Source organism: Martelella alba, from assembly GCF_006516955.1.
GTDB classification, from domain to species: Bacteria; Pseudomonadota; Alphaproteobacteria; order Rhizobiales; family Rhizobiaceae; genus Martelella; species Martelella alba.
In genome coordinates, this window is sequence record NZ_VHLG01000001.1 from 64853 (window position 1) to 78235 (window position 13383).

Sequence of the window (13383 nt, forward strand, 5' to 3'; positions counted from 1 at the left end):
AACATGGCCACGCGCCGGAACGGATGACATGAAGATCATAATCTGCGGGGCAGGGCAGGTCGGTTTCGGTATCGCCGAACGGCTTTCCCAAGAATATAACGATGTGTCGGTCATTGATACATCCGCTACGCTGATCAGTGCGATCACGGAACTGCTGGATGTTCGTGGTTATGTTGGCCATGGTGCGCATCCTGATGTTCTGGCCAGGGCTGGCGCCGATCAGGCCGACATGATCATCGCCGTGACGCTGCATGACGAGATCAACATGGTGGCCTGCCAGGTGGCACATTCGCTGTTCAACGTGCCGACCAAGATCGCCCGGATTCGCTCGCAGAGCTACCTTCAGGCACATTATTCGGACCTGTTCTCGCGCGACCATATGCCGATTGATGTGACGATTTCGCCGGAAGTTGAGGTCGGTCGCATGGTTCTGCGGCGTATTTCATTCCCTGGTGCAACCGATATCGTGCGCTTCGGCGATGGCAATATCGCCATGCTGGCGGTGGAGTGCCACGAGGACTGCCCGGTGGTGAACACGCCGCTGCAGCAGCTGAGCCAGCTCTTCCCTGATCTCAGCGCAACGGTGACGGGCATCTACCGTCACGACAAGATCATCATTCCGCATTCCTCCGATCAGATTCTCGTCGGCGACATGGTTTATGTCGTCTGCGAACAGGATCAGATCCGGCGCACGCTGGCGCTGTTCGGTCATGAAGAGCAGGAAGCGAGGCGGATCGTCATTGCCGGTGGCGGCAATATTGGCTTCTTCGTTGCAAAATCGCTGGAAGAGCTGCAGCCCAAAACCAAGGTCAAGATTATCGAAAATGATCGTGAGCGGGCGATTGCCGTTTCCGATCAGCTGCACAATGTCATCGTGCTACAGGGCTCGGCGCTCGACCAGAATCTGATGATCCAGGCCGACGTGCCGGACGCGCATCTTATGGTATCGCTGACCAATAATGACCAGACCAATATTCTTGCCTCTGTGATTGCCAAGCAGCTTGGATGTGATTCCAATCTGGCGCTTCTGAATAACCCGTCTTTCCACGACGTGACCAAGTCGCTCGGCATCGACGCCTATATCAATCCGCGCGCAGTGACGATCTCACGCGTGCTTCAGCATGTTCGCAAAGGGCGTATCCGCTCGGTCTATGCCGTGCAGAAGGGGGCAGCGGAAGTGGTGGAGGCCGAGGCGCTGGCAACATCGCCTCTGGTCGGAACGCCATTCCGCGATCTGGAACTGCCCGAAGGCATTAGAATTGGGGCGGTCTATCGCGGCGATTCGTTCCTGCGCCCGACGGGTGACATGAAGATCAAGACCGGTGACCGGGTGATTCTCTTCGCTGCTGCATCAGCGGTTCGCCATGTGGAACAGCTGTTTCGGGTGTCGATTCAGTATTTCTAATGGAGGCTGCAACCGTTTGTGCGCTGCGACGTTGGCGGGTATCGATTTCACCGTTGCGGAAAGCATGACGATTTGATACGACCTCTCAAAGAGATTTCACTTGGTCAGTAGGACATGGCGAAATCAATGAGGTGGATACCGGCGAAATTCCGGCAAAAGTAAGAAAGAAGCGGCGCTATGGCGGAACGTTCTCAAAATCTTCAAGATCTTTTTCTTAATACAGTTCGTAAGCAGAAAATTTCATTGACGATTTTCCTCATAAATGGGGTTAAACTTACGGGTGTTGTGACATCCTTCGACAACTTCTGTGTTCTGTTGCGTCGCGATGGCCACTCGCAATTGGTCTATAAGCATGCAATCTCGACCATTATGCCCGGTCAACCGGTTCAGATGTTCGAGGGCGAAGACAGTTCGTCTTAATCGGGTGAACCCACATTTCTGAGCAGGACAAATCGAAATTTCCGGAAAGCGAATACGAGAACAGGGATTCCTCCCGTGCGATCGTTTTGGTTCCGGTTCTCAAAGCAGCGCGCGGCGGAGACGCCGCAGCGCCTTTAAGCACGCGGTCGGCAGAGAGCCGGCAGCAGGAAGCAGAAGGGCTGGCCCGCGCGATCGGGCTTGAGGTGGTCAAATCGATCATCGTGCAGGTCAACGACCCACGGCCGGCGACGCTGATCGGGCAGGGCAAGATCGAGGAGATCGATCAAACCCTTGATGACAATGATATCGGTCTTGTCATTGTAGATCATCCTCTGACCCCGGTGCAGCAGCGCAATCTGGAAAAAGCCTGGGTCGCGAAGGTCATTGACCGGACTGGTCTCATTCTCGAGATTTTCGGCGAACGGGCTTCCACCAAGGAAGGCCGGCTTCAGGTCGAGTTGGCGCATCTGAACTATCAGCGCGGCCGTCTGGTGCGCAGCTGGACCCATCTTGAGCGTCAGCGCGGTGGCGGTGGCTTCATGGGCGGTCCGGGTGAAACGCAGATCGAGGCGGACCGTCGTCTGCTGCGTGAACGTATCGTCAAGCTGGAGCGCGAATTGGAACAGGTGGTGCGCACACGCCAGCTGCATCGCTCAAAGCGCAAGAAGGTTCCGCATCCGATTGTTGCCCTGGTCGGCTATACCAATGCCGGAAAGTCAACGCTGTTCAACCGTATCACCGGCGCAGGCGTTCTGGCAGAGGATATGCTGTTTGCCACGCTGGATCCGACGCTCAGGCGGATGAAGCTGCCACATGGGCGTACCGTCATCCTCTCCGATACGGTCGGTTTTATTTCCGATCTGCCGACACATCTTGTGGCCGCCTTCCGTGCGACGCTGGAAGAGGTGCTGGAAGCGGATATCATCCTGCATGTACGGGATATGTCGGACCCGGATCGTGATGCGCAGGCGGAAGACGTACTGCGTATTCTCGGTGAGCTCGGGATTGACGAGGATGACCGTGCGGCGCGGATCCTGGAGATCTGGAACAAGCTCGATCTCTTGGAGCCGGAGGCGCATGATGCGCTGATGGAACGCGCCAGCGGTGACGAGGCGGTGATGGGCGTTTCAGCGATTACGGGCGAGGGCGTTGAGGCGCTGATCGACCGGATTGCCAAGCGGCTGGCCGGTGTGCTGACGGAAACGACGATTACGCTGGCGGTGACGCAGCTACAGATCCTGCCGTGGCTCTATGAGCATGCGATCGTCGATGAACGCCGTGACCTTGAAGACGGTTCGGTCAGTCTTGATATCCGCCTACCGGCGAGCGAGGCCCAGCGATTGGAAAGCATGCTGGAAAGCTGAACGTCTGACAGTTTTGCTGAGAACAGGACGGGCGCGAACTCAGGCGAGTTTGCGCTCGATCTTTTTGGCATCCTGCCAGAGCGCTTCCATACGTTCCAGCGTTGCGTCATCAAGGGTTTCACCTGAATTCTCAAGAGATTTTTCTATACAATTGAAACGACGTCTAAATTTAGTATTCGTTCCACGCAGGGCCTGCTCGGGATCCGTGCCTGTATGGCGGCCGAGATTGACCGCAGCAAAGATCAGATCGCCAAGCTCGTCGGCGATTGCCGCCTTTTTGCCAGCGGCGAGAGCCTCGCGCAATTCGCCGATCTCTTCTTCGAACTTGTCGAGGATCGGTTCTGGCTCTGACCAGTCAAAGCCGACGCGGGCGGCATGTTCCTGCAGCTTCACAGCTTCGGTCAGCGCCGGGAAGGAGCGTTGCACACCACCGAGATGGCCGGCCTTGAAATCCTCCGTCAGTCCACGGGCGGCGCGGCGTTCGGCGCGGGTCTGCTTTTCCTTCCGTTTGACGTCATCCCAGATTGCCTTGACGGCTTCGGGCGTGTCGGCGTCGGAGCGGGCGAAGACATGCGGATGGCGGCGGATCATTTTCGACGTTACGGCATGGACCACATCGCCGAAGGAAAATTCACCCGCTTCTTCCGCCATTCGGGCGTGAAAGACGACCTGAAGCAGCAGGTCGCCCAGTTCGTCACAGAGGTCGTCGAGGTCGTTGCGCTCGATTGCATCAGCAACCTCGTAGGCCTCTTCGATCGTATAGGGCTTGATGGTCTCGAAATTCTGCTTGATGTCCCAGGGGCAGCCGGTTTCTGGATCGCGCAGGGCGGCCATGATTTCGAGCAGGCGCGAAATATCGCGTGACGGTTCCATCACATCTCTCCGGGAATGAGGTCGAGCGTTCAGCTCAGGGGGATTTTCGTATCGCCCTTATGCGACTGATAGGTGGATGAGGCAAGCTGATAGGTCGCCTTGATCGTGGCAATGCGCTCCAGAAACGCACTGCGCTCCGGCTCGTCGGCGGCCTCAGCCATGTCGACGATGGAACGGGCAGTGAAGAAGGCATTGCTGCGCCGGTAGCCACCGGGTTCAAGCCCGTAGAGCTCCTTCATGATCTTCAGATCATGAGGAATGCCGAAGCTGTCACGCGAATCTTCATGGCTGAAGAAATAGAAATAATTGTCAAAACCCGCCCATGTTATCGCTGACATGCACATGGTGCAGGGTTCGTGGGTCGACAGGAACAGGAGGTCTTTGGTGGAGGGCGCATCGGCCAGCGCGTAGAACTGCTTCAGCGTATTCACTTCGCCGTGCCAGAGTGGATTTTCTGTCTCGTCATTGGTGCCGGCAATGACAAGCGAAAGGTCGGATTTGCGCAGGATTGCCGCACCGAAAACCTTATTGCCCGTTTCAACGCCCTTCATGGTGAGGGGCAGGATGTCCTGTTCGATCACCGCGAGCAGGCGGTCGGTGAGGGCGCTGTCGTTCATATATTTCTCCGGAAATGGTGTGGAATTTAAAATATCGTTTCGCAGGAACCAAGTAAATCGGGATGCGGGGTAAATTTGCCCTGTATTCAGCAAATTTGAGGAACGAAATGTCGCCGGCTCTTTAGCCGCGCATTTTCGTTTCTTCAATTTCAGCAACGAAACAACGATCATCCGGACAAACAAAAAAGGTTTGTAGCGATGACCGCAAAAGAAGAATTGCTGACGACATTTCCGGCATTTTTCCGTGTTGACGGCCGCAAGGTTGCAATTTTCGGAAATGGTGACGAGGCCTATGCCAAGGCCCGGCTGATGGCCAAGACGTCAGCCGCTATTGTTGCCTATAGCGATGATCCAGAGCTTGATTATGCTGCCTTTCTGGCCGAGCACGGCTATCGGCGCATCGATGCACCCTTTGTTGCCGGGCAGTTGGAGAATGCGGCCATGGCTTTCGCTGCGACCGGCGATCAGGCGATGGACGCTCATATTGCCGCAACGGCACGGGCGCATTCGATCCCTGTCAATGCGGTTGATCAGCCTGAAGCCTGCGATTTCCTGACGCCGGCGCTGGTTGCCCGGCCGCCGGTGGCAATTGCGATCGGAACGGAAGGCGCCGGGCCTGTTCTGGGGCAGCTGATTCGCGCCCGCATCGACACCATGCTTCCGCCTTCGCTTGGGGCTCTGGCGCGCCTCGCGCAGTCGTTCCGTGGCAAGGTTGAGGCGCATGTGCCGCGCGGGACGGCGCGACGGGCCTACTGGTCGCGTTTCTTCAACGGTTCGGTTGCCCGTGCATTGGAAAAGGGCCGCGCGATCGAGGCGGAGTGCCTGGCGGACGAAATGCTCTCCGATGCCCATCGCCAGAACGGTCATGTGGCACTGGTGGGCGCCGGTCCGGGGGCCGAGGATCTCTTGACCCTGCGTGCCCATCGCCTGCTGATGGAGGCCGATGTCATTGCCTATGATGCGCTTGTGCCGCAGGCGATCATTGATATGGGCCGGCGCGATGCCAAGCGGATCGCGGTTGGCAAGCGCAAGGGTTGCCACTCCAAGTCACAAAACGAAATCAATGATCTATTGGTTGATCTTGCAAAAGTAGGTCAGCGTATCGTCCGGCTGAAATCCGGTGACCCGCTGATTTTTGGCCGGGCAGGCGAGGAAATGGCGGCGCTGAGAGCTGCCGGTATTTCCTACGAGATCGTGCCAGGCATCACCTCGGCCGTTGCGGCGGCCGCCGATTTTGATCTGCCGCTGACATTGCGCGGTGTGGCGTCATCGCTGGTTTTTACGACCGGCCACGACCTCAATGGTGAAACCCTGCCGGACTGGGCGCAGCTTGCTGCCCGAGGGGCGACCATTGCCGTCTATATGGGCCGTTCCGTTGCTGCCAAAACCGGTGCCAGACTTCAGGAGGCGGGTGTTCCTGCCGATACCACGATCGCCGTCGTTGAAAATGCAAGCCGCAAGAACAGACGTCTGTTTCATGGCGTGCTCGCCGAGCTTTCCCTGCTTGAGGATCGTGAAGATCTGACCGGTCCGGTCATGGTCATCATCGGTGATGCTGTTGCCGGCGCTGATTTCAGCCAGTCGAGCGCGCTTGCGCTCAACAATAATTCGACCGTTCTGCCGAAGAAGGAGATTTCCCATGTCCGCTAAGGTTTTGACTGCCAATCGCCTGAGTGATGGCATTTCGGTCTGGCTCGACGTCAATGGCCGCTGGGTCACGGACCTTCAGGACGCGCTGATTGCCCGTCACGAGGTGGGGATTGCGACGCTGGAGGAGATCGGCAAGCGTGATTTCTCTGAAAATCGCGTTGTCGACGTCAATCTGATCGATGTCGAGGAAAAGCCGGACGGTTCGATCTGGCCGCTGAGGCTGCGCGAGCGCATTCGCGCCGAAGGCCCGACAATTTCCTATGCGCCGGGCTTTCCCGTGGCGCGAGCCGAGCGCGTGGAGGCCTAGAACATGTATCGCTACGATGAATTTGATCGCAGCTTTGTCGAACAGCGGGTTGCGCAATTTGCCGATCAGGTTGCGCGCCGGCTTTCGGGTGAGATCACCGAGGACGCCTTCAAGCCGCTGCGGCTGATGAATGGTGTCTATCTGCAGCTTCACGCTTATATGCTGCGTATCGCCGTTCCCTATGGCACGATGAACGGCCGGCAGATGCGTATGCTCGCCCATATCGCGCGCAAATATGACCGGGGCTACGGCCATTTCACCACGCGTCAGAACATCCAGTTCAACTGGCCGCGGCTGGAAGATATTCCGGCGATCCTGCGCGAACTGGCATCGGTTGAGATGCATGCGATCCAGACGTCTGGCAATTGCATCCGAAATGTCACGGCGGATCATTTTGCCGGGGCTGCCTATGACGAGGCTGATGATCCGCGGCCCTATGCCGAGATCCTGCGCCAGTGGTCATCGCTGCATCCGGAGTTTTCTTTCCTGCCGCGCAAGTTCAAGATCGCCGTGACAGGGGCGGAGCATGACCGGGCGGCGATCCAGGTTCATGATATCGGCCTGCAACTGAAGCGCAATGAGAGCGGCGAACTCGGCTTTGCCGTCTATGTCGGCGGCGGGCAGGGGCGCACGCCGATGATCGCCAAGAAGGTGCGCGATTTCCTGCCGGAGCAGGATCTGCTGGCCTATGCGACGGCCATTTTGCGCGTCTACAATCTCAGTGGGCGACGCGATAACAAGTATAAGGCGCGCATCAAGATCCTCGTTCATGAGACGGGAACGGAAGAACTGACGCGGCAGATCGAGCAGGAATTTGATGCCCTGCGCAATGGTGAACTGCAATTGCCTGCGGCCGATATTGCCGCAATCCGCGCCTATTTCGCTGCTCCCGATCTGCCTGAGCGCGAGCGCGACCGGTACGACACGGCGGATGCCGACTATATCAACTGGCTCACGCGCAACACTGCCCGTCACAAGCGCGACGATTACGCCATGGTGACGATTTCGCTGAAGCCGATCGGCGGCATTCCGGGCGACGCGACTGACCAGCAGATGGATGCTGTGGCGGAGATCGCGGAAAGATACGGCTTCGACGAGATCCGTGTCAGCCATGAGCAGAACCTGATCCTGCCGCATGTGGCGCGGGCAGATCTGCCGGCGGTCTATGCGGCGCTGAAGGCGGCAGGTCTGGCGACCGGCAATGCGGGGCTGGTGACCGACATGATTGCCTGTCCGGGGCTTGATTACTGCGCGCTTGCCAATGCGCGCTCCATTCCGCTGGCGCAGGAGATTTCGGCGCGTTTCGGCAATGCCCGGCGGCAGGAGGAGATCGGCGATCTGAAGATCAAGATTTCTGGCTGCATCAATGCCTGCGGTCACCACCATGTCGGTCATATCGGCCTTCTGGGCGTCGAGAAGAAGGGCGCTGAGCTCTACCAGATCACGCTTGGCGGCTCCGCCGACGAGAAGACTTCGATCGGTGAGATCGTTGGACGTGGCTTTGAACCGGAAAAGGTAACCGACGCAATCGAGACGATTGTCGATACCTATCTGGGACTGCGGCTCAGCCGCGATGAAGCCTTTATCGATGCCTATCGCAGGGTCGGCGCGCAGCCCTTCAAGGACGCGCTCTACGGCGACAATGCCAAGGCCGCCTGAGGAGAATGAGATGACACGTATCTGGCGTCAAAGCGGATTTATCGAGAATGATCCATGGGTGGTGGAGACGGATGACCTGAAGGCGGGCGAGGGGCAGCGCCGGCTTGTGCCCTTCGACGAGGTGGTTGAAGGCCCCCTTGGTGGAAATGGTTCATTCGGCGTAATCGTTAGTCCCTTCGACGATATCCGCCTGCTCGCACCGGTGCTGGACCGGATCGAAATCATTGCACTGACCTTTCCGGGATTTGGCGACGGACGGGCTTTCAGCCAGGCAAGCCTGCTGCGTGACCGGCTTGGCTATCGTGGTGAATTGCGCGCCGTCGGCGACATCCTGATCGATCCGCTGGTGCATATGCTGCGCTGCGGCTTTGACAGCTTTGCTGTGTCAAATCCGACGGCAATCCGGCGGCTGGAGGAGGGGCTGTTGCCCGAGGTTACGCTCTATTATCAGCCAGCAAGCCGTGACGCGAAAAGGGAAGGCGGCTATAATTGGCGACGGAGCCTCTAGGCCGGTCGGTGTTTCTGCCAATATAAAATATGATGCTGAAACGCATGTTTTTCAGAGAATTCAGCAGACAGTTTTGCAATCGCCGGGCTTCGGTAGTATGGAGAGGTTAAAGACCTGCTGAGTTGAAGCGTGGCCGGACCGGAACCAGAAAAATCTGACAGGATCCACATGAATGTTGAAGTGAAGACAGAAGACACGACAGCCGCCCTGCCGGCTGGTGTCTTTGCCGAAACCGTGCTGAGCGTCACCCATTATACGGATCGGCTGTTCCGTTTCTCGATGACCAGACCGGCGAGTTTCCGTTTCCGGTCGGGCGAGTTTGCCATGATTGGCCTGATGGTTGATGGCAAGCCGCTTTATCGTGCCTATTCCGTTGCAAGCCCGGCCTGGGCGGAAGAGCTGGAATTCTTCTCCATCAAGGTGCCGGACGGACCGCTGACACAGCACCTGCAGAAAATTCAGCCGGGTGATACCGTTTTGATGCGCAAGAAGCCGACCGGTACCCTGGTGCTTGACGCGCTGACGCCCGGTAAGCGGCTTTACATGTTCTCGACGGGTACTGGCATTGCGCCGTTCGCCAGTCTGATCCGGGAACCGGAAACCTATGAGAAATTCGAGCAGGTCATTCTGACCCATACCTGCCGCGAAGTTGCAGAGTTGCAATATGGCTTCGATCTCGTCAACGAGATCCGCAATGACGAGATTCTGAGCGAGATTGTCGGCGACAAGCTGATCCATTATGCCAGCGTCACGCGCGAGCCATTTGATCGGCAGGGACGGATTACCGATCTGATGTCGAGCGGCCGGCTGTTTGAAGATCTTGGCGTACCGGCACTCAATCCGGAATGTGATCGCGCGATGATCTGCGGTTCCACGGAGATGCTGAAGGATACCAAGCTGTTGCTGGAAGCCGCAGGCCTCACCGAGGGCGCCAACAACAAACCTTCGGAATTCGTGATCGAACGCGCTTTCGTCGGCTGAACAGCCGCGACACAGAGCTGACAAGAAGAAAGCCGCCGGCGCCTTGTGGTGCCGGCGGCTTTTTCTGTTCTGTCTGGTTCCTATTCGTGGCGCAGGGCGTCAATCGGGCTGAGCCGGGCTGCACGGCGAGCTGGATAATAGCCGAATACGACGCCAATCAGAGCCGAGACGGCAAAGGCAATGGCGATGACCGGAAGGCTGATGACGAACGGTACCGCCAGATAATGCACCACGACGAAAGCGACGGCGAGGCCGATGACGATGCCGCCGATACCGCCAAAGATCGAAAGGGCGATCGCCTCAACGAGAAACTGGGTGAGCACCTGACGCTCAAGTGCGCCGATGGCAAGACGAACACCGATTTCACGGGTTCGTTCAGTGACGGAAACGAGCATGATATTCATGATGCCGATGCCGCCGACCAGCAGGGACACAGCCGCAACTGCGCCAAGTAGCCCGGTGAGTGTGCGGGTGGTACCGGTCATGGTTTCAGCCATCTGAACCATGTCGTTGACTTCGAAATCATTTGGCCGTCCGAAAGGCACATTCCGGCTTTCGCGCAGCAGAGAGGTCACATCGGCCTGAATCGTTGCAGTGGAGACACCATCGCGGGCGGAAAGAATGATGTTGTCGATATAGGCAGCGCCGCCAATTCGCCGCTGAAACACGCCGATTGGCATCAACACGACATCATCGCGATCATTGCCCATGCCGCTGTCGCCCTTGGCGGCCAGAACACCGACGATGTTGCAGGCGACATTGCCGACACGCAGGCTGTCCCCAACCGGATCAGCGGCGCCGAACAGGGCGCTGCGTACCGTTTCGCCAATAATGCAGGCGGTCGCAGCGCCGCTGTTTTCCGCCGCGTTGAAATCACGCCCGCTGGTGATGGTCCAGTCCTGGGTGGAGAGGTAGTCGTTGGTGGTACCGATGATCGCAGTGCGACGGTTGGCGCCGCCAGCAACGACTGTATCCGTGGTGACGTTATAGGGAGCGACAGCCCTGAGGCCCCGGATCTGATCACGGATGGCCGCCACATCGCGTTCGGTGAAGCCCTTGGCGCTTGCCGCCGGGCCGCCCGGTTCCTGCTGTCCTGGCCGGACATAAAGCACGTTGGTGCCGAGCTTGGTGAGTTCGGCCCTCACCTGCGCCGTGGTGCCGTTGCCGATGGTGACCATGGCGATAACAGCGGCAACGCCGATCACCACGCCGAGTACGGTCAGAAACGAGCGCAGAAGATTGCGGCGGATTGCCCTGAGCGCGAGTCGAAGCGTTTCAAGAAACATGTTCGCCCTCCTCGGCGCGCGAACCTGGCCCCGATACCAGATGACCGTCGAGAAAACGGATCCGGCGGGTCGCATGGCTCGCAATGGCATGGTCATGCGTCACCATGATTACCGTGATGCCACGCGTGCGATTGAGATCGGAAATCAGATCCATGATTTCGGAACTGGTTTTCGTGTCAAGGTTTCCCGTCGGCTCATCGGCCAGAAGCACTGCCGGATCGGTGACGATCGCGCGGGCAATGGCAACACGCTGCTGCTGACCGCCGGAAAGCTGCTGGGTAAAATGATGCATGCGGTCGCCCAGACCGACATTTTCCAGGGCTGCCTCTGCCATCAGACGCCGCTCCCGCCGGCCGATACCGCGATAGACCAGCGGCAGCTCCACATTTTCAAGCGCAGATGTGCGCGGGAGTAGATTGAAGCCCTGAAACACAAAGCCGAGCAAATAGCGGCGCAGCAGGGTGAGCTTGGAGGAGGGGAGGTCGGCAGTCGACACCCCCTGAAACAGATATTGGCCGCTTGTGGGGGCATCAAGCCAGCCGAGAATGTTCATCGCGGTTGATTTGCCCGAGCCGGATGGCCCCATGATGGCAACGAACTCGCCTGCTTCAATCGAGAAACTGACACCGTTCAGAGCGGAAACCGTCGCCTCGTCCATGCCATATGACTTGTAGACGTTCCGGAATTCGATGAGCGCAGCTGTGCTCATGATTGTCCCCTCTCCAGCATCATGGTTGTGAACCTGTGATAACCAGGTCACCGGTTCTCAGATCGCCGTCAAGCACCTGCGTCTGTGTGCCATCGGATGAGCCAATGGTGATATTGATCGGCATTGGCTCTCCGTTTCGAAGGATCCAGACGATACGGTGATTGCCACTTTGGGCAGGGCTGTCCGTCTGCGATGCCTGCGTGGCCGATTGTCCGGCCGGCAGGGGCGTTGATGGACGTAACAGGGCAAGGCCAACGCGCGGCTCAGAACCGGCGGCCCCATTCTGGCTTTGCGGGACATAACGCAGCGCTGCATTGGGGACCAGCAGGACATCGTTCAGCTGATTTACCAGAATATTCGCTGTGGCTGTCATGCCCTGGCGCAGCAGCAGGTCAGAATTGTCGACACTGAGCACAGCTTGATAGGTCACAACATCATTCTGGATCGACGACGCATAATGGATCGAACGGATTTCGGCCGGAAAGCTCTTGCCAGGATAGGCGGCGACGGTGAAATCCGCCTTCTGTCCAACGCTAACCATGCCGACATCGGCTTCATCAATATCGACCTGCAATTCCATATTCTGCAGATCTCCGGCGATGACGAAAAGGGTCGGAGCTTCCAGTGAAGACGCGACCGTCTGGCCGACATCAACATCACGGTCGAGCACGATGCCGTCGATGGGGCTGACAATATCAGCTTTGGACAGGCGCAGTTCTGCCAGTTCAACATCCGCCTGAGCAACAGCGACCTGCGCCTCGGCGCTCTGAAGCGCTGCGTCCGCTGCGTTGACTGCAAATTGTGCGTCTTCCAGATCCTGCCGCGGTGCGACATTGCGCTCGGCGAGCCTTTGTGTCCGCTCCAGAGTCGTTTTCTTGGCCTCAAGGTCTGACTGGTCACCGGCCACATCGGCATTGGCTGCGGCAAGCCGCGCCTTGGCCGCCAGAACGTCGGCATTCAGCTCGTCCGTATCGAGCCGCAGCAACACGTCGCCTTTCTTGATCGTATCGTTGTAATCGGCAAGCACTGCGCGCACCGTGCCGGATAGCTCACTGGAGATGTCGACCTGCTCCGTCGGTTCGACCGAGCCGGTGGCCGTCACTGTCACGGTGAGATCGCCATGTTTGACGTCGCTCGTCACATAATGGATCGCCGGGGCAGGGATGATCGAACCACCACGGGTAAGCGCCATATAGCCGCCGGCGCCAAGCGCCAGCACGATGACGATGGCAGTCGCGGATTTCCACGGGAAATGCCGTTTGCGGGAGGCTTTATTGTTGCCGAGAATGGCATTGATATCGGGCATTGCCGGCGTCGGACGGGAAACAGGCTGTTCGTCGGCAGGCTTGTTTTCGTCACCCGAAACTTCGGACATGAATAGGCTCCACATTAACGCCGGGCAGGCGGGCCGCATGCTGGAAGAGCGCCCGATCCGCCCTGAGATCACTGCCCATGGTGGTCGCATAATTGCGGCCAAGATGGAAGCGCCGAGTTTTATCTTTTCGGTGATCACTTTTGTGCCGGGCCATTCCTGAACCTGGGTGCTCTGCGCTTGACACCGGACGTTGAGCCATGCACAAAAAGCCACCTGTAAATGCTGCCTT

General features: G+C 58.1%; 14 protein-coding genes. 9 read left to right on the forward strand and 5 right to left on the reverse strand.

The annotated features are described in order from the left end of the window. The first annotated feature begins 28 nt into the window (after positions 1-28). The 3 genes from trkA to hflX all read left to right on the forward strand — a co-directional run bounded on the left by trkA (position 29) and on the right by hflX (position 3189). A complete protein-coding gene (gene trkA, locus FJU08_RS00305) occupies positions 29-1405 on the forward strand; it encodes a Trk system potassium transporter TrkA (RefSeq protein WP_141146981.1) in 1377 nt (458 codons plus the stop codon). A gap of 177 nt (positions 1406-1582) precedes the next feature. Continuing rightward, a complete protein-coding gene (gene hfq, locus FJU08_RS00310; RefSeq protein WP_141146982.1) occupies positions 1583-1825 on the forward strand; it encodes an RNA chaperone Hfq in 243 nt (80 codons plus the stop codon). A gap of 14 nt (positions 1826-1839) precedes the next feature. After that, entirely contained in the window at positions 1840-3189 is a 1350-nt protein-coding gene (gene hflX, locus FJU08_RS00315) for a GTPase HflX (RefSeq protein WP_141146983.1), read from the forward strand. 39 nt (positions 3190-3228) lie between these two features. On the opposite strand, the gene mazG is transcribed toward hflX, so the two are convergent. Next, positions 3229-4062, reverse strand: coding sequence for a nucleoside triphosphate pyrophosphohydrolase (gene mazG / locus FJU08_RS00320; RefSeq protein WP_141146984.1), 834 nt, complete (start codon positions 4060-4062; stop codon positions 3229-3231). 29 nt (positions 4063-4091) lie between these two features. Further along, positions 4092-4679, reverse strand: coding sequence for a tRNA-specific adenosine deaminase (locus FJU08_RS00325; RefSeq protein WP_141146985.1), 588 nt, complete (start codon positions 4677-4679; stop codon positions 4092-4094). A 198-nt stretch (positions 4680-4877) separates the two neighbouring features. Between FJU08_RS00325 and cysG the strand changes: the two genes are divergently transcribed. The 5 genes from cysG (at position 4878) to FJU08_RS00350 (ending at position 9784) form a co-directional block, all read left to right on the forward strand. After that, positions 4878-6329: a siroheme synthase CysG gene (gene cysG, locus FJU08_RS00330; RefSeq protein WP_141146986.1), complete on the forward strand. Its 1452-nt coding sequence runs from the start codon at positions 4878-4880 to the stop codon at positions 6327-6329. Further along, on the forward strand, positions 6319-6636 hold the full coding sequence (locus FJU08_RS00335; RefSeq protein ID WP_141146987.1) for a DUF2849 domain-containing protein: 318 nt from the start codon (positions 6319-6321) through the stop codon (positions 6634-6636). The genes cysG and FJU08_RS00335 overlap by 11 nt, the downstream gene beginning before the upstream one ends. 3 nt (positions 6637-6639) lie before the next feature. Next, positions 6640-8295 (forward strand): nitrite/sulfite reductase, encoded by a 1656-nt coding sequence (locus tag FJU08_RS00340; protein ID WP_141146988.1) that lies wholly within the window; start codon positions 6640-6642, stop codon positions 8293-8295. A gap of 10 nt (positions 8296-8305) precedes the next feature. Continuing rightward, entirely contained in the window at positions 8306-8803 is a 498-nt protein-coding gene (locus tag FJU08_RS00345; protein WP_141146989.1) for a DUF934 domain-containing protein, read from the forward strand. 168 nt (positions 8804-8971) lie between these two features. After that, complete coding sequence (locus FJU08_RS00350) at positions 8972-9784, forward strand: ferredoxin--NADP reductase (RefSeq protein ID WP_141146990.1); 813 nt, start codon at positions 8972-8974, stop codon at positions 9782-9784. Between the two features lie 80 nt (positions 9785-9864). Here FJU08_RS00350 and FJU08_RS00355 read toward each other — a convergent pair whose 3' ends face one another. The 3 genes from FJU08_RS00355 to FJU08_RS00365 are packed head-to-tail and all read right to left on the reverse strand — an operon-like array spanning position 9865 to position 13154. After that, positions 9865-11070: an ABC transporter permease gene (locus FJU08_RS00355; RefSeq protein ID WP_141146991.1), complete on the reverse strand. Its 1206-nt coding sequence runs from the start codon at positions 11068-11070 to the stop codon at positions 9865-9867. Beyond that, the gene (locus FJU08_RS00360; RefSeq protein ID WP_141146992.1) at positions 11060-11779 is read right to left on the reverse strand and encodes an ABC transporter ATP-binding protein; all 720 of its coding nucleotides are present in this window, start codon (positions 11777-11779) and stop codon (positions 11060-11062) included. Before FJU08_RS00360 ends, FJU08_RS00355 begins: the two co-directional genes overlap by 11 nt. 19 nt (positions 11780-11798) lie before the next feature. Next, positions 11799-13154 (reverse strand): efflux RND transporter periplasmic adaptor subunit, encoded by a 1356-nt coding sequence (locus FJU08_RS00365; protein ID WP_141146993.1) that lies wholly within the window; start codon positions 13152-13154, stop codon positions 11799-11801. Between FJU08_RS00365 and FJU08_RS22640 the strand changes: the two genes are divergently transcribed. Further along, positions 13153-13314 carry a hypothetical protein gene (locus FJU08_RS22640; RefSeq protein WP_181409693.1) on the forward strand — a complete coding sequence of 54 codons (162 nt, stop codon included), beginning with the start codon at positions 13153-13155 and terminating at the stop codon, positions 13312-13314. The genes FJU08_RS00365 and FJU08_RS22640 overlap by 2 nt on opposite strands. Positions 13315-13383 lie beyond the last annotated feature (69 nt).